This is a genomic window from Bacillus sp. z50 (assembly GCF_058313585.1).
Genome location: NZ_JBZFQL010000002.1, coordinates 607,869 through 633,813, shown reverse-complemented (window position 1 = coordinate 633,813; position 25,945 = coordinate 607,869). Strand labels below are relative to the sequence as shown.

Annotated in this window: 21 protein-coding genes, 1 pseudogene and 1 riboswitch; of the genes and pseudogenes, 16 read left to right on the top strand and 6 right to left on the bottom strand. The window is 37.0% G+C overall.

Annotation, left to right across the window (positions count from 1 at the left end):
- Nucleotides 1-70 precede the first annotated feature (70 nt).
- Nucleotides 71-271, top strand: a riboswitch (Lysine riboswitch).
- 132 nt (nt 272-403) lie between these two features.
- Nucleotides 404-1,843: an amino acid permease gene (locus tag AC4G3N_RS08895; RefSeq protein WP_140461218.1), complete on the top strand. Its 1,440-nt coding sequence runs from the start codon at nt 404-406 to the stop codon at nt 1,841-1,843.
- A 192-nt stretch (nt 1,844-2,035) separates the two neighbouring features.
- Nucleotides 2,036-3,685: a CoA-disulfide reductase gene (cdr, locus tag AC4G3N_RS08890; protein WP_491090022.1), complete on the top strand. Its 1,650-nt coding sequence runs from the start codon at nt 2,036-2,038 to the stop codon at nt 3,683-3,685.
- Between the two features lie 378 nt (nt 3,686-4,063).
- Here the strand turns inward: cdr and AC4G3N_RS08885 are convergent, their stop codons facing one another.
- The gene (locus AC4G3N_RS08885; RefSeq protein WP_066101053.1) at nt 4,064-5,332 is read right to left on the bottom strand and encodes an MFS transporter; all 1,269 of its coding nucleotides are present in this window, start codon (nt 5,330-5,332) and stop codon (nt 4,064-4,066) included.
- 152 nt (nt 5,333-5,484) lie between these two features.
- Between AC4G3N_RS08885 and AC4G3N_RS08880 the strand changes: the two genes are divergently transcribed.
- The 5 genes from AC4G3N_RS08880 (at nt 5,485) to AC4G3N_RS08860 (ending at nt 10,564) form a co-directional block, all read left to right on the top strand.
- Nucleotides 5,485-6,690: a helix-turn-helix domain-containing protein gene (locus AC4G3N_RS08880; protein WP_066101050.1), complete on the top strand. Its 1,206-nt coding sequence runs from the start codon at nt 5,485-5,487 to the stop codon at nt 6,688-6,690.
- A gap of 522 nt (nt 6,691-7,212) precedes the next feature.
- A complete protein-coding gene (locus AC4G3N_RS08875) occupies nt 7,213-8,487 on the top strand; it encodes a right-handed parallel beta-helix repeat-containing protein (protein ID WP_180349915.1) in 1,275 nt (424 codons plus the stop codon).
- Complete coding sequence (locus AC4G3N_RS08870) at nt 8,484-8,981, top strand: nitrous oxide reductase accessory protein NosL (protein WP_140461220.1); 498 nt, start codon at nt 8,484-8,486, stop codon at nt 8,979-8,981. The genes AC4G3N_RS08875 and AC4G3N_RS08870 overlap by 4 nt, the downstream gene beginning before the upstream one ends.
- A gap of 69 nt (nt 8,982-9,050) precedes the next feature.
- Nucleotides 9,051-9,863 carry an ABC transporter permease gene (locus AC4G3N_RS08865; protein WP_066101040.1) on the top strand — a complete coding sequence of 271 codons (813 nt, stop codon included), beginning with the start codon at nt 9,051-9,053 and terminating at the stop codon, nt 9,861-9,863.
- A complete protein-coding gene (locus tag AC4G3N_RS08860) occupies nt 9,860-10,564 on the top strand; it encodes an ABC transporter ATP-binding protein (RefSeq protein ID WP_490558218.1) in 705 nt (234 codons plus the stop codon). Before AC4G3N_RS08865 ends, AC4G3N_RS08860 begins: the two co-directional genes overlap by 4 nt.
- Nucleotides 10,565-10,674: 110 nt before the next feature.
- On the opposite strand, the gene AC4G3N_RS08855 is transcribed toward AC4G3N_RS08860, so the two are convergent.
- Nucleotides 10,675-11,715, bottom strand: coding sequence for an AI-2E family transporter (locus AC4G3N_RS08855; RefSeq protein WP_066101033.1), 1,041 nt, complete (start codon nt 11,713-11,715; stop codon nt 10,675-10,677).
- 224 nt (nt 11,716-11,939) lie between these two features.
- Here AC4G3N_RS08855 and AC4G3N_RS08850 point away from each other — a divergent pair, with 224 nt between their 5' ends.
- From AC4G3N_RS08850 to AC4G3N_RS08815, 8 genes are all read left to right on the top strand, one after another.
- The gene (locus AC4G3N_RS08850; protein WP_490558219.1) at nt 11,940-12,728 is read left to right on the top strand and encodes an SDR family oxidoreductase; all 789 of its coding nucleotides are present in this window, start codon (nt 11,940-11,942) and stop codon (nt 12,726-12,728) included.
- 391 nt (nt 12,729-13,119) lie between these two features.
- On the top strand, nt 13,120-14,061 hold the full coding sequence (locus AC4G3N_RS08845) for an ATP-dependent DNA ligase (RefSeq protein ID WP_066101018.1): 942 nt from the start codon (nt 13,120-13,122) through the stop codon (nt 14,059-14,061).
- A complete protein-coding gene (ligD, locus tag AC4G3N_RS08840) occupies nt 14,058-15,266 on the top strand; it encodes a non-homologous end-joining DNA ligase (protein ID WP_491090021.1) in 1,209 nt (402 codons plus the stop codon). Before AC4G3N_RS08845 ends, ligD begins: the two co-directional genes overlap by 4 nt.
- A gap of 70 nt (nt 15,267-15,336) precedes the next feature.
- On the top strand, nt 15,337-16,164 hold the full coding sequence (ku, locus tag AC4G3N_RS08835) for a non-homologous end joining protein Ku (RefSeq protein WP_490558221.1): 828 nt from the start codon (nt 15,337-15,339) through the stop codon (nt 16,162-16,164).
- Nucleotides 16,165-16,574: 410 nt separating this feature from the next.
- Nucleotides 16,575-17,951, top strand: coding sequence for a murein hydrolase activator EnvC family protein (locus AC4G3N_RS08830; RefSeq protein ID WP_491090020.1), 1,377 nt, complete (start codon nt 16,575-16,577; stop codon nt 17,949-17,951).
- Nucleotides 17,952-18,128: 177 nt separating this feature from the next.
- A complete protein-coding gene (locus AC4G3N_RS08825; RefSeq protein WP_066101010.1) occupies nt 18,129-18,584 on the top strand; it encodes a hypothetical protein in 456 nt (151 codons plus the stop codon).
- 288 nt (nt 18,585-18,872) lie between these two features.
- Complete coding sequence (locus AC4G3N_RS08820) at nt 18,873-19,208, top strand: DUF485 domain-containing protein (protein ID WP_066101009.1); 336 nt, start codon at nt 18,873-18,875, stop codon at nt 19,206-19,208.
- Entirely contained in the window at nt 19,209-20,747 is a 1,539-nt protein-coding gene (locus AC4G3N_RS08815; RefSeq protein WP_139891326.1) for a solute symporter family protein, read from the top strand.
- 178 nt (nt 20,748-20,925) lie between these two features.
- On the opposite strand, the gene AC4G3N_RS08810 is transcribed toward AC4G3N_RS08815, so the two are convergent.
- From AC4G3N_RS08810 to AC4G3N_RS08795, 4 genes and pseudogenes are all read right to left on the bottom strand, one after another.
- Nucleotides 20,926-21,876 carry an NADP-dependent oxidoreductase gene (locus AC4G3N_RS08810; RefSeq protein ID WP_066101002.1) on the bottom strand — a complete coding sequence of 317 codons (951 nt, stop codon included), beginning with the start codon at nt 21,874-21,876 and terminating at the stop codon, nt 20,926-20,928.
- Between the two features lie 225 nt (nt 21,877-22,101).
- Nucleotides 22,102-22,307, bottom strand: a pseudogene (locus AC4G3N_RS08805) (zinc ribbon domain-containing protein).
- A gap of 93 nt (nt 22,308-22,400) precedes the next feature.
- Nucleotides 22,401-23,621 (bottom strand): MFS transporter, encoded by a 1,221-nt coding sequence (locus tag AC4G3N_RS08800; RefSeq protein WP_066100997.1) that lies wholly within the window; start codon nt 23,619-23,621, stop codon nt 22,401-22,403.
- Between the two features lie 153 nt (nt 23,622-23,774).
- Nucleotides 23,775-24,416, bottom strand: a complete 642-nt coding sequence (locus AC4G3N_RS08795; protein ID WP_066100995.1) for a Bax inhibitor-1/YccA family protein — start codon at nt 24,414-24,416, stop codon at nt 23,775-23,777.
- Between the two features lie 261 nt (nt 24,417-24,677).
- On the opposite strand from AC4G3N_RS08795, the gene AC4G3N_RS08790 reads away from it, so the two are divergent.
- The gene (locus AC4G3N_RS08790; protein ID WP_491090019.1) at nt 24,678-25,943 is read left to right on the top strand and encodes a metallophosphoesterase family protein; all 1,266 of its coding nucleotides are present in this window, start codon (nt 24,678-24,680) and stop codon (nt 25,941-25,943) included.
- Nucleotides 25,944-25,945: the final 2 nt, after the last annotated feature.

Genomic DNA, 25,945 nt, shown 5'->3' with positions numbered 1-25,945 from the left:
GCATTCGCGTTTTCACTGTATCCTTTATACAGGAATAATTTAATTTAATACAAATCCTCATCGGACTAAAAGATGAGGTAGAGGTCGCGGATTTTATTAGTAAACTAAAAAGAGAGCCGGAAAGCTTGCTGACTTTAGTTGAAAGGAAAATCTGCCGAAGCGCTCTTTTTTTCCGAAGAGAGCAGCTGGGACTGTATCCGAATAGGTGCAGGACTGTCATGGAATATATACATCGCGATATGTATATATTCCATGGAGAACTATCCATTTATTGTCTGGTGTGGCTAATCATAAAATGTTGCACACCTTAACAATAAGGTGTGTTTTTTATTTAGTTTATTTACACAGAAATGGATAATTCAAAAATAGAGAGTAACATGACAGCTTTGGAAGGGGAATTATCGTGCACAATAAGAAGCAACTGGGTTTTTGGATTTTAACGGCATTTGTAGTCGGCAATATGGTTGGGTCTGGTATTTTTATGTTGCCGCGTACGCTGGCAGAAGTAGCTAGTCCTGCCGGAGTAATTATGGCATGGGGATTAACAGGATTGGGTGTACTAACTATTGCGCTGGTTTTTGGGAATCTGGCTGTTCGTAAGCCACATTTAACAGGTGGCCCTCAGATTTATGCTAAGGAATTGTTCAAGGAAAATTCTTTAGCCTCAAGATTATCCGGGTTTATGTCTACATGGGGATACTGGATTGGTAATTTTGCAGGTAATATTGCCATCATCACTACGTTTGCAGGGTATTTATCTACCTTCTTCCCAAGTTTGACTAGTACGGCTGAATTGTTCAGTATAGGGAATTTTAGTCTAAAAGTTGGCAATGCTTTAACATTCCTTGTCTGCACAATCATGCTCTGGGGCGTTCATTTCTTTATTATGCGAGGCATAGAGAATGCTGGTAAATTAAACTTTGTGGCGACTGCGGCAAAAGTACTTGGATTTGGATTATTCATTGTAATTGGGCTATTTGCCTTTGAACAATCTAATATTGTACCGTTTGCGGAAACTCGTATAATTGATGGTGAGAGTCGGGGATTACTCAGCCAGGTAAATTTTGCTGCCGTCTCAACCTTATGGGCTTTTGTAGGGGTTGAATCTGCTGTTGTATTCGCATCAAGGGCGAAGAGAAAGGCAGATGTAAAGAGAGCGACCATTTTAGGGCTATTGATTGCCCTGGCTATCTATATGGGAATCAGTACACTTGTTATGGGATTATTAACACAGGATGCACTTATCCATTCAGAAAAACCATTAATCGATGCAATTGAAACGGTGCTGGGACCTGTTGGTGGGAAAGCATTGGCGGTCATTGGATTGATCAGTTTATTTGGTTCAACAATTGGCTGGATCTTGTTAAGCGCTGAAATCCCGTATCAGGCAGCAAAACAAGGTTTATTTATCCCTAAGTTTTTACAGGTCAATAAGCGTGGGATTCCTAATTTCTCTATGATTGTTTCAAATGGTTTAGGTCAATTATTTATTTTCTCAACTATTTCAAATTCAATTGCTCATGCATTTGACTTTATTATTTATATCGCGACACTTTCTTATTTAGTGCCATATTTAATTTCCTCCTCATTCCAACTGAAATTAGTTTGGACTGGCGAGACATATAAATCTGATGAAATGCGTTCACGAATTATTGATGGTACCATAGCCATATTGGCGACGGCATATTCCATTTGGGTGATCATCAAAGGAACGGCTGATTTAAAAACATTTATTTTCGGTGTTATCCTTCTGGCAAGCGGAATCCTATTCTATCGTTTACTGCCTAAAAATATGGAGGAAGTTAAACAACACGAGAACTATTATTTGAAAAAATCTTTTTAACTGTAATAAGAAGCAAACCCATTGTTAAAAGTGGGTTTGCTTTTTTTGGTATTATTTAAAAGTAAAACGGTGTTATGAAAACTGTTATCGGGAGCAATGATAGAGTGTAATCATGTGAGTTTGATAAATTGACATACCCAATAGGGTATATTACGATTAGACTAATCGATGAACTAATGGAGGTCTATTAAAATGAAGATTTTAATTGTTGGCGGTGTGGCAGGCGGAGCATCTGCTGCGGCAAGACTGCGCCGTCTAAGCGAAAAAGATGAAATCATCATGTTTGAAAAAGGTGAATATATTTCATTTGCGAATTGTGGTCTTCCATATTATATAGGAGAAGTTATCCAAAACCGTACTAAACTGCTTGTTCAAACAGTTGAAGGAATGGGGCAACGCTATAATTTAGATATACGTAATTGGACAGAAATTATCAAAATCAATCGGGAGCAGAAGACTGTCATAGCCAGAAAAGCAATGACAGGCGAGGAATATGAGGAATCCTACGATGTGCTAATCCTATCTCCGGGTTCAAAACCGGTTAGGCCAGCCATTCCGGGAATCGATGAGGCTAAATCTGTTTATACGCTTCGGAATGTTCCTGATACGGACCGTATCAAAGAAAAGGTAGATCAGGATAAACCTGAGAAGGCTGTTATCATTGGCGGCGGGTTTATTGGGATTGAAATGGCTGAAAATTTACGGGAGCGCGGCATAGATGTAACAGTTATTGAGATGGGAAATCAGGTGATGGCGCCAATTGATTTGGAGATGGCTCAAATGGTCCACACACATTTGCGGGACAATGGAGTTCATTTAATACTTGAGGATGGTGTATCATCTTTTGAGAAGAATGGTCGTATCATTCGCTTGAAAAGCGGCAAAGAAGTAGAAACGGATATGATACTTTTAGCGATTGGTGTTCAACCTGAAAGTACCATTGCGAAAGATGCCGGCCTCGAGCTTGGGGTTCGGAATGCGATAAAAGTCAATGAGCATCTGCAAACATCAGACCCATCTATTTATGCGGTCGGTGATGTCATTGAAGTAAAGGATTATATTAACGGAACGGATACTTATGTGCCGCTCGCTTGGCCTGCCAATCGTCAAGGGCGTTTAGTAGCGGATCATATTCACGGGAAAGAAAGTGTTTATAACGGTACATTGGGCACTTCCATAGCCAAGGTGTTTGAATTGACCGTTGCTTCAACAGGAAGCAATGAAAAGATGCTGAAGCGTTTAGGTATACCATATGAGGTTGTTCATGTTGCACCAAGCAGCCATGCTGGCTATTATCCAGGTGCTTCCCAATTGCATTTGAAACTGATCTTCGATAAGGAAACGGGGAAAATATACGGAGCGCAGGCAGTTGGAAAGGATGGGGTAGATAAACGTATTGATGTTATCGCGACAGCTATCAAAGGTGGCTTAACTGTATTGGATCTTCCGGATATCGAGATTGCCTATGCTCCTCCATATTCCTCAGCTAAAGATCCTGTAAATATGGCTGGTTACGCAGCAACCAATATTATTGAGGGAATGGTCAGCACAGTGCAATGGCATGAAATTGATGAGATTGTGGAAAACGGAGGTTATTTAATTGATGTCCGCTCACCTGCTGAGGTTGCTAAAGGAGCAATTGCCGGCTCGGTCAATATTCCTGTTGATGAACTGAGAGAGCGATTATCAGAGATACCGACTGATAAAGATTTATATCTTACATGCCAGGTAGGTATGAGGGGTTACTTAGCTACCAGAATACTTGAAGGAAACGGCATTAAAGTTAAGAACCTTGATGGCGGATATAATTTGTATTCTAAGGCATTTCCTAAAGAAAAATAATAGTAAATGAGAGTTGGAGCTCCCTTTATGCGATAGTTTAGATTATCGCATAAAGGGGCTTTTTTGAATTGCTGAGACGGTTTGTGTCATGCTTGATTTAGAGCTTGGCTGGATTCAAGGGGCGATCGGCCGGATTCAAGCTCAGATTGGCTGGATTCGAAGAGGAATCGGCTGTATTAAAGCAGTGAATCGGCCGGAATCTAGCCCGATTCGGCTCGAATCGAAGTCGATACAGACAGTAACCAGCTAGAAATTCAATCAGAATCAATTCATTATAGAGGAATCTGCAAGATACGCCTATAATCGAGTAAAAACAATTAGGGGAGTATAAAAATGCCCGGCTGGATATAACCCAAGCCGGGCGATACTTCTTTATCATTAACTTGCCAATTCAGATTCCTTTGGTTCTTTTACTTTTGACATGGCAAGAAAGCTAATTAAGAGCAGTGAAAATCCAGTGATGAGAGGTATATAAAAAGCTGGTATGTAGTCAAGCAAGACACCGAAAAGAATCATCCCAAGCGGTGAGATTGCAGATGCAATCGTTTCAACTAATCCGAAAATACGACCAAGATAGTGGCTCGGGGTTGTACGCTGTATTAATACATGAATAGGAATATTTACAACCATGACGATGGAACCTATCATTCCAAGGACGATGATGTAGTAACTGACATTGGCAATCACAGAAGTCATTTGGAGCATAGGAGGCAAGCCAATCATAATGACAAGTATTGCTAAACCAATTAAGCCCAATCTAATTTTCTTTAATTTATCTTTCATTTCAGGACGTTGTGAAATGATCAATGATGTGATAAGTGCTCCAACAGATACCATCGAAGCAGCAATTCCGTATGATTGAGAAGAAAAATTCAGTGATGTGTTCAGGATGTAGGGGATTGCAACATTTATACCCGCAAAGAAGAAGTTAATCCAAAGTGATACTTTGAGCAGGGAGAATAAAAAATCGTTTTCTTTTAAATAGGAGAAGCCTTCAGCCAAACTTTTCATGAATTGCGTCTTTTCCTGTTGTGCCGCTTTCTCAGTGTACAGGTTGAAAATAATAAATAATTCAATTATACCGGCAAGTATAAAGGTGATTCCAGTTAGCAGAATGATTTCCTCAATTGCTAAGAACCCGTATAAAATACCAGCTATGATTGGACCGAGTATACCGGCAAGCGATGATGCGGATTGATTTAAAGAGCCAGCCTTTTGTATAGATTTATCCCCAGCCATTGAGGGAATGGTTGAAGATGCAGTCACAGAAAAGAAAGTAGAAAAAATCCCTAGCAGTACTTCTGATGTATATAACAATGCAAGTGAGAGCCCCGAAAAGTGAGAATAGGCAATCATAAAAAACATGAGTATTCCGCTAAGAATTTCCGTCAATATAATGATTGTTTTGCGGTTAAAGCGATCTGCAAGGGTTCCGGCAATTGGTCCAAAAATAATTCTGGGAACAGAGGCAAACACAAGAGCAAGTGCAAAACTTGTACCCGAACCGGTAATTTTTAAAATGTATAATCCGATGGCGAATGAATAGATGCTTGCACCAAATAATGAAATAAATTTTCCAATAAAAAACAATAAAATATTCCTTGCGCTTAATCTCTCTTGTTCTGCTTCGGTATAACGTACACTCATGGGCTTTTCTCCTTTAGTTTAAAAGTTTAATGTCATTAAACTTATTATATAAATACTAATTTTTGGAAGTCAACAAAAAGTTTAAAATAATTAAACTTTAATTTGTGGATCAGAATTATTTACCGTATACTTTCCATAAGGAGGGGATAACCATGCTGGGCAATAAAATTAAAACGTTACGGAAAGCTTTAGGGATGACCCAATCCGAGTTGGCTGGAAATCGATTGACAAAAGGAATGCTGAGCCAAATTGAAAACAGTAAAGCAACCCCATCGATGAGCACACTTGAATATCTTGCTCAACAGCTTGGTTGTGAACCTAGTGATCTTCTGAATGAGAAAGAGGATTATCTACCTTTATTAAATGAGATAAAGAATGATAAAAAACAAGAGAATTATTCAGCTATTTACGATAAATTATCCCATGTGGTTTCTGAAAATATGCCTCAGGGAGTAATGGAGGCGAAGTTATACAGCCTTTATGCGGAAGCAGGCCTTTATTTAGATAAACCAAACATGAAGAAATATATCGAATTGGCAGCCTCCTATTTTAAGATGAATTCTTTATTCTTAGACAGTGCTGAAACATTATGGATTTATCATCAGTATCGTTTGTCTCATGGAAATTGGGATGAATCTTTATCCATTTTGAATGAAATTAGAAAATTCTACTCTGGTAATGGACTTGAAGAAAATACGGTATTTCAATTAAAGCTTTTATTGGATGAAGGAATCGTCTTATTAGCGTTGGAAGAATATAAAGAATCCCATACAAGAATGCAGGAAGCCATCGCATTGTCCAAAGAGACGAATGTCTATTATCGTATGGATGATATATACAGGATTGCTTCCAATTATCCGCTTGTGATGAAGGATGATAAGGAGTTTCTTAGATTAATCAGTAAATCTCGTCAATATGCGATTTTTTCGGAAAATAAGATTGCATTGATGATGTTTCCACTTTTATATGCGGTTTATCATAATGAAATAACAAAAGACTACAAAAAAGCTATTCACTACCTAGAAGAATTTGCGATAAATCCGGAAAAGATAGACGAACTTTATTATCTGGAATATGGGAAAGCACTATATGGTCTGGGAGAAATTGATCGAGCTTTGGAAAATCTGCTTAAATGTCATCTATCCGGTGCGTTGGTGCATCCAATCGATGTAGGAATGGTACAGTCTGCAGGAATCTATATTGCTCTTTGTTTAAATCAACAGGGCCACAAGGATGAAGCCCTGGAGCAAATTAACAAAACATGTGATTTAATAAAGAATATGCCGAAATCTATTTATTATAAAAGGGCTGTTGAGGTTAAAGAAACATTGCTAAATGATAATGGAACTGTACATTGAAATTATGTGTGGCTGTTCATTCAGTTCCTTTTTCCATTTGTTTCAAAGATTTAGGTTAACGTTTGTAAACGCTTCACCTAAATATACAATGTCGTTAGGACACAGTGGTGATAATAATGTTGACAGATGGTAGTGGGCTTTTATTTTATGTTCCAATCCATTCATATCTGGCATTCAAATGTCTATTAAGATTTTCGGTTAGTTTACTTACCCTATTCGGTCATTGCTTCGCAAGAACTCTTCCTATCCCTCTAATATCTCCCTGGTTACTTCCCCTGCACAAGAATAATCTTCTGCAATAATAGTTGCCTGTAAATTTAACCTATTAAACTTCTATGCTGAAACATATAAAATTCTCCATAAAATAGCTCCTAATACAATATGATGATGGGCTTGATACCTTTATGCTGGAAAATATAATTATTTTTCAAGTAAAATAATTATATAAATTATAATGAATATGATCATACCATCAACTGCTTAAAGTGGAGCAAACGATTGATAGAAAAAGGTGGGTTAATGATGAAAAGGTTACGCATCTTTTTAGTGTTTGTAGCGTTATTGATTATATATGAACCGAGTAGTTTCGCAGAATCAACTCTGCAGCAGCAAATTGACCAAACGCCCATTGGAGGAACATTGATTGTTAAAAGCGGTACCTATGAAGATCCGGTTTCCATTAATAAGCCAATGACCATTAAAGGAACAGAAAATACAGTGCTGAGTTATACAGGAGAGGGATCCTTTATAAACATTTCTGGTGAGGGTGTACAAATATCAAATATTGAAATAGAGGCAACACGCCTACCAATTGAGGAATCTGCAATTGTGCTGGCTGGAAATTATCATAAACTTAACAATCTCACAATCAAGTCAGCTGGGACTGGTATTAAACTGGATAAGGCGAATCATGTAAGTGTGCTAGAAAGTTCATTTACAGGGACATCTGAAGGCCATGCTATTAATCTGTGGGAGTCAAATTACAACACGTTCGGTAAAAATTCAATACGGAATGTTCAGGATGGATTTTATGTAGAATACAGCCACCATAATACATTTAAAAATAATAAAATTTGGGATGCCCATTATGGGGTGCATTTAATGTATTCCAATTCCTGTTTGATTGAAGAAAATGAATCATTCAATAACTTTACCGGCGCCATGATTATGGGGGCTGAAGATGCAATGGTACGTAAGAATACATTCACCGAAAATAATGAAAATGTGAATTCTCAGGGTTTGTTACTATATGACTCTAGGAATGTTACTGTTGAAACAAATGAGATTCACAATAACCGGATTGGCATATTTATTGAAAAGGCCAATGTGAATACCGTTAAGGATAACAGGCTGCAATCAAATTTTGTAGGTATTCAGTTTAAAGAATCAGAGAATAATCGAATCTATCAAAATGATTTTCTGGGTAATGTAAATGACGCTCAGGCTATTGAAAGTGAAGGGAATCAATTGGATGGGAACTACTGGGACGCATCAGCGAAAATAGATTCAGACGGAGATGGTATAAGTAATTTAATCTACCGAGCCGATCCTTATTTTCTGGCTTTGACAGAGGAAGTTCCTGAGTATCAACTCTTTTTTCAGGCACCGGGCATGACAATTCTGCAAAAAATGCTGAAAAGTACCGATGAAGAGCTATTAACGGACTCAGGTCCCTTAATGGACCCTATCCAATCAAACAATCAAAACAATCAAGCTGATCTGCCAGTATGGATAGTCAGCGGATTATTGTATATAGGCAGTTTATTTCTATTCATAAAAGGGAGGAAACAACGATGAAACAATCATTATGGAAAATTGCGTTAATCGGAATTGCAGTTATGCTTATGTCTGCTTGCGGTAATGAATCGACTGAGCCAGTGGAAATTGATTCGAAGACTGACACATGCGCAAACTGTAATATGTCGGTTGCGGATAATCAGCATGCAACAGAAATTATCTTAACTGATGGTAAAACATTTGTTTTTGATGATATCGGTTGCATGTTTAATTGGACAGATGAAAACGAGAATAAGGAAATTGAGAAGACCTTTGTACGTGATTATCATTCTAAAGAATGGATAGAATTTGAAAAATCCTATTTCGTATATGGAGAAGAAATCAAGACGCCAATGTCATACAATGTAATTTCTTTTGAAGACCAATCAAGTGCTGAAGAATTTGCTGAAGAATCAGGGGGAAGTTTATTATCCTATGAAGATTTACAAAAACATGATTGGAAACAGCATAAAGAGATGAATCATAAGGAAACGGACAGTCATAGCCATAGTTAACAGGTGAAAAAAACAAGGCAGCCGGCATGGTTGCCTTTTATTTAGATGTCGTCACGGGAGGTAAGAAGAATGTGGAACATATGGAGCTCTGAATGGAGAATGACATCACGGGGCCGTTCGTATTATTCAATCGCCATTCTATGGATTGTTGTCATTTCTCTTTTATTGGCATTGGAGCGGACAAATGGAGCAATCTCAGGATATACAAATATTACGGGAACAGTCGTTAATATTATGTTATATATATTGCCATTATTTATGTTGATTTTTGGCTCTTTTTCAATAGCTAATGAAATGGAAAATGGCCAATGGAGATTATTATGTACGTATCCATTAGATATCGTCTCCTACTTCTTTGGTAAACTTGGAGGCCAGTTTACTGCCCAGGCAGTGTGTTTTTCACTGGCGTATTGGTTGAGTATGGTAATTGGGTTGCTGACTGGGATTGATATTTCGTTAACTTGGATGCTTGTGCTTTTTCTATTTAGTATGCTGTTAATCTTGTTTTTCCTGACACTTGGCCTTTTTATAGGATCATTTGTAAGCACGAAATGGCAGGCACTTACTCTATCTGTTGCAGTCTGGTTTCTTCTTATTATGATATGGCCGACTGCGTTAATTGCTATTTTAGGTGCTTTACCTTATTCAATGATAGGAGTGCTTATGAAAATTGCGATGATCATAAATCCAGCAGAATTCTTACGCTTTTTCTTGGTGATTAGATTGGACGGCGGTTCTATCTTCGGCCAAGCCTATGATGGATTGGTTCCGCTATTTAATGAAGGAATTGTATGGGGTGTACTATTCTTATATGCGTTTGTATTTATTGCTGCGTTAGGCTTTATTGCAATTTGGTATTTAAAAAGGAGAAGAGCACAATGACAGGGTTAGAAGTGACTGATATCTCAAAACACTATAAAACCAATACAGCGTTGCAGCCATTTTCGTTGGCAGTGAAGGAAGGGCAATGTGTTTCTTTATGCGGAGGGAATGGTGCTGGAAAAAGTACTATCCTGAATATTTTGGCCAGTATCTCTTCCCCCTCAGCCGGAACCGTTCTGTTGGATGGGGTCAATATGACTGCACAAAATAAAGAATATGTATCATTGATCGGTTATATGCCTGATGAATTTTATGCTCAGGGCGACATGAATGTGGGAGAGTTTATGTCTTTTTATGCAGCTATCCGAGAGATTTCCAATGAACGAGTGAGAGAGGTGATTAATCGTTTGGGATTAACCGACAAGCGGAAAGAGCTCGTAAAAAATCTTTCTAAAGGAATGAGACAAAGGTTGTTATTCGGCCAATCGATTTTAGCTGAACCAAGACTTTTAATTATGGACGAGCCGACCAATGGGCTCGATCCTTACTGGATTAATGAATTTATAGAAATGATTAAAAAGCTTAAAGAAGCAGGCACGATTACGATTTTCTCTACTCATATGATGGATGTTGCCGCAGAACTTGCCGACCGGGTGTTATTCATTGAAAAGGGGCAGCTGGCTCAATCACTTGAAAATGATTTTTCTGATATTGATGGTTTTACGAAAGAGCTATCAACCTTGTACAGACAACGAATATAAAAGGGTGGACTGCAGCCGTGCTCTGTAAGACGTACGGTTGAATTATATTTAAGAATAACAATAGGCATGAGTTCGAAAGATTCCGAAACTCATGCCTATTTTACGATCCATTATATATTCTTAGGTTCAGTCACTTCAGCATCTGGAACATCAAGCATATTTAATAAGAAGATAAAAATAGGAATACCTAAAATCAAGCCCCATATTCCAAGGAAATGTTCACCGAACACCAATACCAGGAATGTGAAAAACGTAGGTAAATGAGTTTTGGCCGACATGAATTTAGGATTTAGTACATAACTTTCCAAAGCATGTATGGCTGCTATTAGGATAACTATATATAAAACATGCACTCCTCCGCCAATATTATAGGCAATTGTACAAAGAGGAATTAAGGAAATAATAACACCCGCAACAGGAATAAGTCCCAATAGGAAAATCATAAATGCGAGCCCTAATAGCTGTGGAAATCCTAAGAAATATAGAATAATAGTCGATAATATAGCATTAACAAATGCAATTAAAAATTGAACTTCAATAACTTTACCAAATGAATTTACAAAGATATTACCTAAATACTCTAATTCAGTGAATAAAACGCCCAGTTTGCTTTTCTTGAATGAACCGGTAAATCGTTTGATTTTTTCCTTTTCCAAAAGAAAGAATAAACTTAGCAGCAGAGCTAAAAATAACTGCAGGCTTAATTTACCGATATTCGCAGCATAACTGTACAGTGCCACTGCATTTTCCTCAATTTCAGAAGGTGATACAAATTTCTGCATTGCACTGATCACAACATCGATTGCTGTGTTATCAGGCGGGTGTTTATAAAAATCAATAATTACTTTTACAAGGTCGGTTATTTGCATTGTAATAATAGGTATGTATTTATATACGATCATAACCAAAGAGGAAATTATGACTGTGTAGAGCAGGAAAATTATTATTTGTGGTTTAACTCGTATTGGGCTGAATTTTGATAGGGACGATGAAATGATTCTCTCCAAACCGCCCATTAAGAAAATAAAAATAAAAGTGAATAGAACTAAATTCATCATACCTCTAAGGGCATAGAAAATCCCTATCAAAAATAAGATGGTGAGAAAACGGACGAACCCTCTGCTTTTTATAAATTGGTTGAGTGAAAACATAAACCTGTTGTTTCTCCTTTCGGCAGCACCGTATGCTTGATATGTTAATTATATCTGTTAGTAGTACGGTTTATAAGAGGGTTTGAAAATAATTTTTAAAAAATTGGTGGAATATAGGGAATGTTCTATGAATATATGTATAAACTGTTCGGGCATACGTTTCAATATTGTGCTTAATGGATAAATAAGTAGATAAATAGAAATGTGCATGGGAGATGAAACGTATGGCGTTATCTGAAAAATCAAAGGGTAAAGTTGCAATCGTTACTGGTGGAGGTTCTGGGATTGGCGCAGCCACAGCTAAGAAGTTTGCGGACAATGGCATTCGTGTCTGTATTATGGACATAGATCTTGATAATGCAGAGAAAGTAAAGGAAGAAATCACAAATGCAGGAGGAGAAGCCTGTGTTTATCAGGTTGATATCCGTGATGAAGCCCAAATTCGTGAAGGAATTTCACAGGTCATGAATAAGTGGGAAAGGCTTGATATTCTTTTCAGTAACGCTGGTATAAACGGGACCTTATCTTCTATTGAAGAATTTGAAATTTCGGATTGGAATGAAGTAATTGAAACGAACCTTAGAAGCACATTCTTGTTTGTTAAATACTGCATTCCTTATATGAAAGAGCAAGGTGGCAGCATGATAATCACAAGCTCAATCAATGGAAATAGACGGTTCGCTGGTTTTGGTATGGCAGCCTATAGTACTTCAAAAGCCGGACAAATTGGATTTATGAAGATGGCAGCCTTAGAGTTGGCCAGATATAAAATTCGGGTTAATGCTATTTGTCCTGGTGCAATTGAAACAAATATAGATAGCAGCACAACTAAGTCTGAAAGTTTAAAGGAAATCGAAATACCAATCGAATATCCTGAGGGAATGCAGCCATTGGCAGATGGTCCGGGGTCAGCTGAACAGGTAGCGAATTTGGTATACTTCCTTGCATCTGACGAATCAAGTCATGTTTCCGGTACCGAAATATATGTCGATGGAACTGAATCATTACTGTAAGTGAGTTTATTGTAGATTAATTTACATCCAGTAAATAAGATACGGTTATTTGATAAAAGATTCTGTAATTATAGTAATCATCATTTAATAGATAGCACTCAAAAGGTAGCCAAGGCAATGGCTATCTTTTTTGTATCTTTAGCAAGGATTTCTTTTAAACACCGTAATGGATCATATGTTTTGTCTCTTCAGATGCCTCCAAAATTTTTGAAGCCAAGTTACTTAGTTCGTTGGAGGTTTTATAATCCTCTAATGATACTACTGCCTCATAAAATAATGACAACGATTCCGGCGGAATTCATTCACTCTCTGACATATTCTTTGTTTTTATTCCCATACTATAAATATGAAATGTCGAATGCTGTTGCACTATTAGATGGAAGGTGAAAATATGGACCCTATAAAACCCTTTGAGCCGATTTCCGCTGAAGTTATACCAATAGGGGAGGAATGGATCTTCCAGGTTAAATGGGATGGTGTGCGGATGTTAGTTTACAAAATAGATGATGAAGTAGAGCTGGTTAATCGTAATTTAAATAATAGAACAAAGCAATATCCGGAGTTTACGGATTTAGGCAGCTATTGTTCTGCATCCTCTGTAATTTTGGATGGCGAAATTATCGCTATGCAAGATGGAAAGCCATCTTTTCATGAGGTAATGAAGCGGGACCGGATGAACCGATCAGAATTGATTCATCTTTCCATAAAGGAACGACCTGTCATCTATATGATTTTTGATATTCTTTACCTGGATGGAAAATGGGTTATTGATGACGAACTTGCAGAACGTCAAAGATTATTGTCATCTATAATTACGCCAACAGAGAATGTACAGGTTGTAGAAAGCTTTTCGAATGGAGAGGCATTATACGAGGCCATCAAGGAGCAGGGATTAGAGGGTATCGTTGCAAAGGATTTGCGTAAACCCTATAGCTTGAATGGGAAAGACGGTCGGTGGCAGAAGGTGAAATTTTATAAAGACCTCATTGCTATAGTTGGGGGATATGTGACAAAGGGGAGTGAACTGCAATCCTTAGTACTGGGATTGTATGACTCCTCGGGAGGACTCAAGTATATTGGTCGTGCAGGAAAAGGACGCTATAAGCTGGATGAGTGGAAGGTGATTAAAGAATTTATGGAAAAAGCCTTACAAACTGAAAATCCTTTCACCTCAAAAGTGGGAAATACAAAGCAGTATCACTGGATACAACCCATTTATACAGTGAAGGTCTCTTATCTGGAATGGACAGAATCTATGACATTAAGGCAGCCTTTATTAGAATCATTTGTCGACCGTAATCCAAAGGAATGTTTATTGGAGCTTGAGATATGAGATATACAGGTCTATGTTTTTTAACTAAATATGATAGTGAAAATAAAGTCTGTACAGTGGCAGTTCTTCATGAAGAAAAAATCATTGAGGTTGCTGAAGTAAAAGAAGCTTTTACTGATGAAGAGCGCGAGGCAATTTTAGGTATTTTACATCAAACTGGGAAAGCACAGCAAAACCAAATTTATAAGGTCCCTCCTGGTATTTGCATTCAAGTGGCATACAAGGCAGTAACAAATTATAAATTAAATTCTCCGGTCTATATAAGCCTGGCGGTGACTGAGAATTGGACAGCCTGTACATGGACGAAATTAGTACTGTCCCAATATGAACAGGTAGCCATTACGAATCCATGGAAAATCATCTGGACAGAGCAATCAGTGACCAAAGAAATGTATTTGGAATACCTTCTTACTGTCGCAGACTTTATGCTGCCCTTTTTAAAGGACAGGCACTTAACAGTTAAAAGATATCCAGAAGGTGTCGATTCTCAGGGATTCTATCAAAAAGCAACACCTGACTATGCACCTGATTTTGTAAAAACGGATATGAACCATGATATTAACTATACCGTATGTAATAATATCGAAACTCTTTTATGGCTCGGGAATCAGGCAGCCATTGAATTTCATATTCCCTTTAATGATATTAAAAAACAAAATCCGGCAGAAATCGTGTTTGATCTTGATCCACCTGAACTAGGCGATTTACGCTTGGCTGTAAAAGCTGCACTGGAAATGAAACAAATACTCGATCAATTTCAGTTAACGGCTTTCGTGAAGTTATCAGGCAGAAAGGGGATTCAAATTCATCTTCCATTGAAGGGAGCTACAATCAGTTATGCGGAAACACGTATATTTACCGAATTCATTGCTCTCTATCTAATTAATCGTTTTCCGGACAATTTTACAATAGAACGGATGAAAAAAAATAGAGCAAATCGTCTCTATATAGACTATATTCAACATGACAAAGACAAGACGATTATCTGTCCGTATTCACCGAGGGAAACAGCCTTCCCCTCTATTGCAGCGCCATTGTTTTGGGATGAAGTAAAGAGCGGGTTGCAGACAGAGCATTACTCAATGAAAACTGTTAAGGATAGATTAGTAAAGGGAATGAATCCGTTTGAAAATTACTTTACAGTTGATCAATCGAACCAAATGAAAAAAATCATAGACTTCATTAAAAAAGAACATAAACCATAACATCACCTTGAATAATCATTTTAAAATTAATTAGTTTGGATATAATATACAAAAAAAGGAAGGTGTATTTATGCATACAATTTGGAAGGGAACCATTAGTTTTGGTCTTGTCAGTATACCAATAAAGCTTCATGCGGCAACGGAGAATAAAGATATATCCCTGCGCACCTTACATAATAAATGCCATGCGCCTATCAAATATTCGAAAGTATGTTCAGTTTGCGGAGAAGAGGTGAGCCAAGAGGATATTGTTAAAGCCTATGAGTACGTGAAAGGAAAATATGTTGTGCTCGATGATGAAGAACTGGAAAAATTGAAGAAAGAGCAAGAGGACAAGGCAGTTGAAATTATCGATTTTATCAAAATAGATGAAATCGATCCTATTTATTTTGATAAGAGTTATTATATGTCACCAAATGAGGGCGGTACAAAAGCTTATTCCCTGTTGAGGAAGGCGTTGGAGGAATCAGGAAAAGTTGGGCTGGCGAAAATTACGATCCGTGCAAAGGAGTCGCTTGCTGTGGTCAGAATCTTAGAAAATACTTTACTAATGGAGACCATTCATTTTCCTGATGAGGTAAGAAAAGCTGCAGATGTACCCAATATCCCCGCTGTTGAAGAAATTGTACAGAAGGAATTGGATACAGCTATTTTATTAATCGATCAGTTGACTACCACATTTGATCCATCTAAATATCATGATGAATACCGGACAGCTTTACTTGAATTGATTGAGCAGAAAAAACAATCCGATACGGTCACACCTACAGCTGGAAAGAAAACAGCATCAAATGTTGTTGATCTTATGGCAGCACTCCAGGCATCTATTGACCAAACAAAACCAGCAACAAAGCCAGCCAGAAAAAGAGCCCCACGCAGGAAAAAAGAGACTTCCTGATTTATTTTGAATAGATAAGCTTGTTTTAGAAGCCGTTTCTGTAAAGAAACAGGCTTTTTATTATTATCCAATAATTCAGAAAATATAAACTTTTGTTTTCCTTTTGAAAGACCAGGTTTATTTCTATGGGTGAAAAGATTCATTTTTAATAGCGAATTGTAGTTTTATTAGCAAAAAGTATGTCGAAATTACTAGAAAAATGGACTTTATTAAATATATTACAAGATCGAAATTCCGCGAAATATAAATGTAATGTTTGAATGGTAGAAAAAAATTGTCAGATTGATATAATAAGGCAGTACCAATCATTGGTTTGATTGGCAATTATATATATGAATTTTTAATAGTCACTTATATAGAGAGAAGCAAGATACAAACTAACATGTGAGACATTGAAAGGGGATCATTGCTTGAAGAAGTCATTTATTGCGTTTAACATTGCTTTAGCAGTTGGTGCAGGGTCATTATTATCAGGAGGATATGCTACGGCTGCATCCTTATCAGAATTAGAGAAAAAAGAGAATCAAATTAGAGGCGAAAAAGAGAAAGTAAATCAAGATATTAATCAAACAAACGAATCTATCGGTCATGTAGTAGATCAGCAAACTGATTTAACAGCACAACTTAAAAAGCTGGAATCAGAGATTACTGAAACGAATTCAAAAATTGACAAGATAAATACAAAAATTGATAACACAAAAAAGGATATTGAACAATTAAGAAAAGATATCGTAGTACTTGAAGAGAAGATTGAAGCAAGAACAGAATTATTAAAAGAACGTGCTAGATCCTATCAGGTTACAGGCGGTAAGATGAATTATCTGGAAGTTGTAGTGGGAGCGAGCAGCTTTGGCGACTTTGTTGAACGGGTGAATGCCGTATCTACAATAATGGAAGCTGATAATGATCTAATCGCTGAACAAGAAAAAGATAAAAAGGATTTAGAGAAGAAAAAGCAAGAAGTAGAAACTAAGCTTCAAAGTTTAGAATCTATGAAAAAAGAATTAACAGATTTGAAGGCAAAACAAGAAAATCAGAAGCAAGAAAAAAATAAACTAATGAAAAAGCTTAAACTTGAAGAGAAACACTTGGAAGAGCATAAATTAAGTATGGAAGAAGAATCTTCTATCTTAGCTGCCCAAGAAACAGCTTTAAGCAAAGCGATTGCGCAGGAAAAAGAACGTCAGGCTATAGTTGCCAGACAAAAAGCGGCTGAGGCGGCTGCAGAAAAAAAACGTCAGGCTGAACTTGCAGCACAAAGAGCAGAGGAAGCTAAAAAGAGTGAATCCTCTTCTAGTGCATCTACAGGAAGTTCATCTGTTAAAAAATCTAGTGCACCAAAAGTCAGTGAACCAACATACAGTGCACCAGCTTCAAGCAGCTCATCTGGCATGTTCATGAAACCATCTGCAGGGTATTATACTTCTGGATATGGTCCAAGATGGGGAAAATCACATGGCGGAGTTGATATTGCAACATCTGGTACTGTTCCAATCGTGGCAGCTGCAAGCGGTGTTGTATCTAGAGCTTACAAATCTTCCAGTTATGGTAATGTAGTATTTATCACTCACTATATTAATGGACAACAATACACAACTGTGTATGCGCATATGAGAGACAATAGTATGAGAGTAAGTACTGGACAAACTGTCAGCAAGGGTCAACAAATCGGTTTGATGGGGAATACTGGACGTTCAACGGGTCAGCATTTACACTTTGAGCTTCATAAAGGACCTTGGACACAAAGTAAAGCCAATGCTATAAATCCTACGGATTATATAAATTGATTTTAAAGGAGGCCATTTTAGGTCTCTTTTTTTGTGCTCTTAAATAAAAAACGAATATCCATTTTGTGGTATTATAAAAATAATGATATTTTACTAAAGATTGAGGTAGGCTATTTCAACAAGACTATCAATGAAACTTGAATAATGAGTAATAATCCCGAAAAAGGGGGAATGTAGTTGAAAAAACAATATCTGCTTTTGATTACAGTCTTATTTGTTTTACTTACTTCATTTTTACCAGCAAAAGCAATGGCAACTAAATGGTTATATCCGTTTGTGGTTTGGGGCGGGTATGTCTATGAGGTAAGTGAAGAATCTGTGACCGAAATTGGGGATGAAATTGGACAAGTAACAAAGTATTCGGATATGGAACCGCAATCGGGTAATTTTTCTAATGCTTATCCGAAAGGTACTAAATACTTTACTATTAAAGAGGTTAGTACAGAGGAAGCGTTAGCCGTACAAGAATCCGATGGTCAATATGTGAAAGCAGATAGAAGAGAAGAATATGAATTTAAACAAGACTTAAATGAACCACAAGACATCCTTAAAGGGATTATTTTTTCATTGGTGGGGATTTTAGCTGGTATTCTCATTTATAAAATTCTAAAGAATCATCTGGATAAAAGGTAAATACTTCTTTCAACCACTGAGATAGCAAAAAGCTATCTCTTTTTTATATGCTATTAGCAACATCCTTACTTAAATAACTCTTTTTTGTAGTGTTTAGTTGACTGGAATTGCTGTATGTAAATCCTTTTTCAATAAACGGTCTCCCATATTCAAACCTCATTTTAACTTGTATAAAAATAAGCCTAAATATTGATTTACCAAAGGCTCTGAATGAAGTATACTAATAGTGTTTAGAATATTTAGAATATTTTGTAAGCGTTTCAATTAAATATTAGAAAGGGGATTAAGATGGAAGAAAAAATGTTATCCAAGGAGGAACAAAAGGGGAAAAGGGATTATTCGGCTATTGTAAAAAGTCCAGAGTTTCAACAACTTTTAAATGAAAAGAAAAAATTTATAATACCCTTAACCTTGTTTTTCCTAATCTTTTATTTTGCACTTCCCATAATGACATCCTATTCATCGGTGCTGAATAATTCTTTCTATGGACATATCACTTGGGCGTGGGTATTTGCATTTGCACAGTTTATTATGACGTGGACGTTATGTATGATCTATTCTAAAAGAGCAACCAGATTTGACCGCTTAAGTGATAAGGTGTTGAAAATAGGGGGTAAACAGTAGATGAATTATACGGCTTTTTTTATGTTTCTCGCTATTGTATTTGTTACTTTGCTCATTACTTATTGGGCTTCTAAAAGAACAAACAATGCGAGTGAGTTTTACACAGCAGGAGGTGGTCTGACCGGTTGGCAAAATGGCTTAGCAATAGCGGGTGATTATATGTCTGCAGCTTCGTTTTTGGGAATAGCCGGTGCAGTCGCTTTAACAGGTTTTGATGGCTTCTTTTATAGTATAGGTTTTTTGGTCGCTTACTTGGTTGTACTTTATTTGGTGGCTGAGCCACTTAGAAATCTGGGCAAATATACATTGGCAGACATGCTGGCAGCAAGGTTTGATGCAAAAAAAATACGTGGTGTAGCTGCTTTTAATACGATGTCTATTTCTATATTTTATATGATTGCTCAGTTGGTAGGGGCAGGAGCACTGATTAAATTATTGCTGGGCTTAGAATATGCCACCTCCGTTTTAATTGTTGGAGCTCTCATGACCATATACGTTATTTTTGGTGGCATGCATGCTACTAGCTGGGTTCAAATTGTCAAAGCTGTATTACTGATGGCAGGGACCTTTATCATTTCATTCATCGTTTTTGCCAAATTTAATTTTAATATTGCAAGTATGTTTGAACAGATGAGTACAGCTACTCCATTAAAGGAGGCGTTCCTGAATCCGGGGGTAAAATACACTGATGGCCTAGATACATTATCGCTAACAATGGGACTTGTTCTTGGAACCGCTGGTTTGCCACATATCCTTGTACGATTCTTTACGGTAAAGGATGCTAAAACAGCGCGAAGCTCAGTTGTATATGCTACCTGGATCATTGGGATTTTTTATGTCATGACCATTTTCCTTGGATTTGGAGCAGCAGCTTTTGTGGGTAATGCTGATATAGTAAACGCGAATGCAGCAGGGAATATGGCAGCACCATTACTAGCCAAGGCTATTGGTGGGGATATATTGTTTGCTTTTATCTCGGCAGTTGCATTTGCGACAATATTGGCCGTTGTTGCTGGTCTTGTATTAACTGGGGCATCTGCGTTTGCCCATGATTTTTATAATGAGATATTGAGAAAAGGAAAGGCAACTGAAAAAGAGCAGGTTAAGATGGCAAGATATGCATCTGTTGGTGTTTCCGTCTTATCGATTCTTTTGGCTTTAGTAGCACAAAATTTAAATGTCGCCTTTCTTGTATCATTAGCCTTTGCCGTGGCTGCCAGTGCAAATTTACCTGTAATTATTTATACAATCTACTGGAAGAAATTTAACACTACTGGTGCTATCAGTGCAATGGTAGTAGGTTTAATCACTTCAGTTGGACTTGTTTTAGTCAGCCCTAACGTGTTTAATCCGGAAGCTGGAGCGGCGATACTGGTTGGTGACCCTTTATTTCCTTTGTCAACACCTGGTCTGGTATCCATTCCGCTAGGGTTTCTGGCTGGATTTGTAGGGACATTATTATCTCGTAAGAAGGAAGATGAAGCGAAGTTCGATGAAATTTTGGTTAAATCTAATACGGGTTTAGATACTATAAAATAGTGGTATGACCTCTTTTAGGTCAAGCATAAATTAGGGAAGGGGCTGTTCGTAGGTTATTTAATGACTTACAGCGGCCTCTTTTTACATGCAATTGAGCCAATGAAAAAGACAGGCAAAGGTACGTACACGTGACTCCTCTGCCTGCTTTATTTATCATTTCCCAAGAAATAACTAAATATTAATCAACTACTAAGATTATTTTTCCTCTCGCATGAGAGGATTCACTTAATTCGTGTGCATTTTTAACACCTTTTTCATTTAAAGGGAAGGTTTCACCAACTACTGGTTTCAATCTTCCCTCATCAAGAAGCTTAGCCAATTCTTTTAGCTGGTTACCATTTGGATTTAACCATACAAATTCTTCTGTAATGCCGTAGCGATTGGCTAATTCTTCGTTTGGCGGATCTACAATGGATACCAATCTGCCGCCTCGACGTAGGATTTTCATGCTGGCAGTTTGAACGGATGTCCCAATTGTATCTAAAACAGCATCGTATTCTGTCAATTTATCTTCTATATTTTCGGTATGGTAGTCAATGCATAGATCGGCTCCTAATTCCCTTAAAAATCCATGGTTTTTTTTGCTGGCTGTGGTGGCTACATAGGCTCCTTTAAGTTTAGCTAATTGGATTGCGTACGAACCAACACCTCCTGCACCACCATGAATAAGAATTTTCTGTCCTTCCATAATTTCCAATGCATCAAATAAACACTGATATGCCGTCATTCCAGCCAATGGGACGGATGCAGCCTCCTTAAAAGATAAATTATCAGGGATTTTCGCAATTAGTAATTCATCAACAGCTGTGTATTCAGCATAGGCTCCATAACGAGTTGTATCGGGACGTGCAAATACCCTGTCTCCATTTGTAAAATCAACGACGTGTTTACCAACCTCTTTAACAATTCCTGCAACGTCCAAGCCTAATATAATAGGGAATTCGAATGCATATTGATCAGCAAGATGGCCTTCTCTTAATTTCCAATCAATTGGATTGACGGATGCAGCTTTTACTTCGATTAAGACCTGATTATCTAATAGAGGCGGCTTTTCAACTACTTTTTCTTTTAAAGCATTCTGTCCGCCATACTCTTCTATTACTATTGCTTTCATCTTGGTATTTTGCATATAATTCCTCCTTGACTGGTAATTAAGGCTTTGGAAATCCTTATTATGTTCATTCCCTGTACAAAAGAAGGTAACCGTTTTTAACGTGTAATGAATAAAAAACAGGAAATTTATCCTAAGAGGATTAATTGAGTTTTTATCTTATAAATGGAGGATTGAGTTATCTAATTTTGAGGAAGGTATGGATTACTGCCATAAGTAAGACGGAGGAGAAGGGAGGGATGATCATCCTCTAAAGAAAATGTCTAAAACATTGCTGCTAGCAGAGGACTTTTTATTATAAAACTCCGAATAGCCACAATGATTGCATTAAACTACGAGAAATTGATTATTTTGAATATCAAACATTTTTGACAGACCGGTTCCTGTCATAGAAACTTCTTTTTGGCTGGCATCAAGGCTTCCACATTTAAACATCCTGATTGTGACAAAGCAAATCACTCCTTTTATGAAGATAATTTCCGATATAATTATAACATTAAAAAACATGTCCCAGTTGCCTATATAGGCGTGGGACATGTTTTTTAGGTAGCTGCTTTTTCATCACTCTTTATAAATTTGAGAACAATAAAGAATAAAATCAATGAAATAGCACCAAAGCTATAAAAAAGATAAGATTGATTATGCTTCATAAAATAAGACATGAGTGGAGGACCTGCTGCTACACCAAAAAATCGTGCCGAGCTGTAAAAAGATGTGATTGTTCCTCTTTGTTTTTTATCGATGTTTTCAGTAATAATTGCATCCAGTGACGGTAAAATCGTCCCAAGGCCGGCACCAAAAATCGATAATACTCCGATTAATATATAGATATTATCGAAATAAGTTGTAAAGGTGATGGCAATCGCGCTAACAATGATAGAAGCCAGAATTAGGATTTTCATTAATTTAATATTATCTTTTATTTTTTTTCCGGTGATAAATGAAGCAACACACAAGAAAAATAGGGGAACAGCAAGCACAAGTCCCTTTTTAATTTGATGAATATCATACTTGGATTCAAGTATGGAAGATAAATAAAACTGGATGGCAAACAATATTAACATGACGAATGCCCCTGTCAGGAATACACTGTATAACCATGACCCATCCTTCTTAAATATTTTTTTGGTATCCTTTAAAAATTCTTTTAGTGTAGGAGGTTCTTCTGTTTTCTTTGGCAACTTTATACAAAAAAGAATCATAAAAAATGTGACTAAACTTAAAAAAGAGATAGCAAAGAAAGGAAGAAACCATAGAGAAATGGCTAATGCAGCTCCAAGTACGGGACTTAAAACTTTTCCAAAGGTATTGGATGTTTCCACAATTCCCAGAACAGAGCTTGCTTTATCATCGTCTTTAAAAAGATCGCCAACTAAGGGTAATATGATTGGAAAAGCACCAGATGATCCTATTCCTTGAATGATCCGTCCTATTATAATGACCATAAATGGATTTTCCATTTTCCAAGAGGCAAAGCCTGATACTAGCCCGCCGATAAAAGCTAAAACTAAACTAGGCAGTAAGATCATTTTCCTCCCAAAACGGTCGGATAAATATCCTGCAATCGGTATTAAAAGGATGGAGGCGATTGAATAGCTTGTAATAATCAAACTGGATTGGAAAGAGGAGATTCCAACTCTCTTTTCTAAAATAGGTAGAACAGGGATAAGCATTGAATTACCTAATGTCATTATTAGTGGCACTGCTGCTATACTGGCCAAACACCAAAAACTAATTTTATCGGTATCCGTTTGTGAACTCATTTAATTCCCTCATCTCTCTAAGCAGTTCTATGCAATTACTTTGCCACACAGGATGAGAAATTATGTACATTAAGTGTTTTTAAATGCTTATCATAAATGGATTGGAATATATATACAAAAGAACTGTGAAGGTTATTCACAGTTCTTTTTTGCCTAATCATCCGAAGATAAAATACCAATAAATCTAAGGATAAAAAGGAACAGGTTAACAAAATCAAGATATAAATTGAGTGCAGCCAATGGGATTTCATCTTCAGGTACTCCGTACTGTTTCATACGGTTCACATCATATAATACGTATCCGCTGAATACGAGTATACCTATAAATGAATAGACAAGCATGGCAGTAGAAGATAAAGGTGAAAAAATATTGAAAATCCCAATAACCAGGATGGCGAGCAATGCGGCTAACAGAAATCCGCTTAAAAATGTTAAATCCCGCTTTGTTGTCGCGGCGTAGAGAGAGAGTCCGCCAAATACAACTACTGTAGCAGCCAAGCTCATGATAATGGGCTGCGGTCCTATTGTTACTAAATAGTTTGCGATTACAGGATATAAGGTGATGCCTGATATAAAAGTAAACGCATATAAGAAACTATATGAGAGAATTTTCCTTCTTCTCACAAAAAACGCCGCAATAAGCATACCGAATTCTATAATCATCAGTGGCAAGAACAAGGATGGAGGAACAAAATTACCTACAATAAAGCCAATTAAAGAAATAGCTAATGATAAAGCGAAAGTTCTGATAACGGCTGGAATGTGATATTTATTGGTTTCCGTATATGAATTCATTTATTTACCTCTCCTTTTATTTATCATATATGTATCTACGATTAACTATATCAAAGGTTTCAAGGAATATCCTGATTTTTACATAGAAATAGTAGAGACAAATACAAATGGATTTTATATAATAAAAATAAGAACATTTGTTCTTTTTTTGGTAGGTGTTGTATATAGCTGTGAATATTTGGGAGTGTTAGGTTCAGGGCTCAAGTGTATACCATTTTATGCTATTCTATGATTATGAGGATGAGGAAAGGGGGAGACTTTGTGAACTTTACATTTATCCATGCTGCTGATATCCATTTAGATAGTCCATTAAAAGGTTTATCAAGATATGAAGGAGCACCAGTCGAAAAGTTGCGCAGTGCTACCAGAGATGCATTTAAAAATATGATTGATTTTGCTATTAAAGAAAAAGTGCATTTCATCATTATTGCAGGTGATTTATATGATGGGGATTGGAAGGATTACAATACAGGTCTCTTTTTTGCAAACGAAATGGCAAGGCTAAAAATGCATCAAATCCCTGTTTATATGATTAAAGGGAATCATGATGCAGCAAGTATCATTACTAAAGAAATAAAACTTCCTGATAATGTTTATATTTTTGATGATAAAAAATGCAAAAGTATGTTTATAGATGAACTTGGAGTGGCCCTACATGGTCAAGGATTTTCAACACGTGCTGTAACAGATAATCTTGCTAAAAGCTATCCGCAAAAGGAAGATGGATATTTCAATATTGGGATTTTGCATACATCGGCAGTAGGCCGGGAAGGACATGAGAATTATGCCCCCTGTTCCATAGAGGACATGAAGGGGAAAGAATATGACTATTGGGCTCTTGGGCATATTCATAAACGGGAGTTTTTATGTGAGAAAAACCCAGTCATTCTCTTTCCAGGCAATATTCAAAGCCGGCACAGCAAAGAGACAGGTCCAAAAGGATGTTCCTTGGTTAAAGTTAGCGATGGTCAGATACAGGAATTAAATCATATATCACTGGATGTATTACGCTGGGAGATCATTGAGATAGATGCGACCCCCCTTGGTGATTACGATCAATTTCTCCAGAAAATCGAAGTGCAGCTGGAAAATTACCTAGATACTGCAGATGGTAGAATGCTCGCAGCCAGAGTAGTCGTCAGTGGCAATACTTCTTTATATCAGGAGCTTATGAAAAATAAAGAAAAAGTATTAAATGACATTAGATCTGCAGCTTTTGCCGTTGGACATGGGCAAATATGGATAGAGAAAATAAAGAATAAAACGGCTCCACCGTTAGAGTCCAATCATTTCTCTGATGAAAATAACCCAGTGACCTCCATTTTTAACTGGCTTGAGAAAAGTGATATGGATGAATTGCTCGAAGATGTAAGAAAAGAGTTTTCTGCGATTACTAACGTATTACCGACCGATTTAAAAAGAGGAGAGAATATGGTTATTCCTGATTCAGTTGCCATGCTGGAAGAAAAACTGGAGGAAGTTAAACAACTGGTGAGCCTTGAGTTACAAATGGAAGGAGGTAAATAAGG

Excerpts from the sequence above, each read along its gene's own strand:
- cdr (WP_491090022.1), top strand. The coding sequence starts at position 2,036 with ATGAAGATTTTAATTGTTGGCGGTGTGGCAGGCGGAGCATCTGCTGCG.
- AC4G3N_RS08885 (WP_066101053.1), bottom strand. The coding sequence starts at position 5,332 with ATGAGTGTACGTTATACCGAAGCAGAACAAGAGAGATTAAGCGCAAGG.
- AC4G3N_RS08880 (WP_066101050.1), top strand. The coding sequence starts at position 5,485 with ATGCTGGGCAATAAAATTAAAACGTTACGGAAAGCTTTAGGGATGACC.
- AC4G3N_RS08875 (WP_180349915.1), top strand. The coding sequence starts at position 7,213 with ATGAAAAGGTTACGCATCTTTTTAGTGTTTGTAGCGTTATTGATTATA.
- AC4G3N_RS08870 (WP_140461220.1), top strand. The coding sequence starts at position 8,484 with ATGAAACAATCATTATGGAAAATTGCGTTAATCGGAATTGCAGTTATG.
- AC4G3N_RS08865 (WP_066101040.1), top strand. The coding sequence starts at position 9,051 with ATGTGGAACATATGGAGCTCTGAATGGAGAATGACATCACGGGGCCGT.
- AC4G3N_RS08860 (WP_490558218.1), top strand. The coding sequence starts at position 9,860 with ATGACAGGGTTAGAAGTGACTGATATCTCAAAACACTATAAAACCAAT.
- AC4G3N_RS08855 (WP_066101033.1), bottom strand. The coding sequence starts at position 11,715 with ATGTTTTCACTCAACCAATTTATAAAAAGCAGAGGGTTCGTCCGTTTT.
- AC4G3N_RS08850 (WP_490558219.1), top strand. The coding sequence starts at position 11,940 with ATGGCGTTATCTGAAAAATCAAAGGGTAAAGTTGCAATCGTTACTGGT.
- AC4G3N_RS08845 (WP_066101018.1), top strand. The coding sequence starts at position 13,120 with ATGGACCCTATAAAACCCTTTGAGCCGATTTCCGCTGAAGTTATACCA.
- ligD (WP_491090021.1), top strand. The coding sequence starts at position 14,058 with ATGAGATATACAGGTCTATGTTTTTTAACTAAATATGATAGTGAAAAT.
- ku (WP_490558221.1), top strand. The coding sequence starts at position 15,337 with ATGCATACAATTTGGAAGGGAACCATTAGTTTTGGTCTTGTCAGTATA.
- AC4G3N_RS08820 (WP_066101009.1), top strand. The coding sequence starts at position 18,873 with ATGGAAGAAAAAATGTTATCCAAGGAGGAACAAAAGGGGAAAAGGGAT.
- AC4G3N_RS08815 (WP_139891326.1), top strand. The coding sequence starts at position 19,209 with ATGAATTATACGGCTTTTTTTATGTTTCTCGCTATTGTATTTGTTACT.
- AC4G3N_RS08810 (WP_066101002.1), bottom strand. The coding sequence starts at position 21,876 with ATGCAAAATACCAAGATGAAAGCAATAGTAATAGAAGAGTATGGCGGA.
- AC4G3N_RS08800 (WP_066100997.1), bottom strand. The coding sequence starts at position 23,621 with ATGAGTTCACAAACGGATACCGATAAAATTAGTTTTTGGTGTTTGGCC.
- AC4G3N_RS08795 (WP_066100995.1), bottom strand. The coding sequence starts at position 24,416 with ATGAATTCATATACGGAAACCAATAAATATCACATTCCAGCCGTTATC.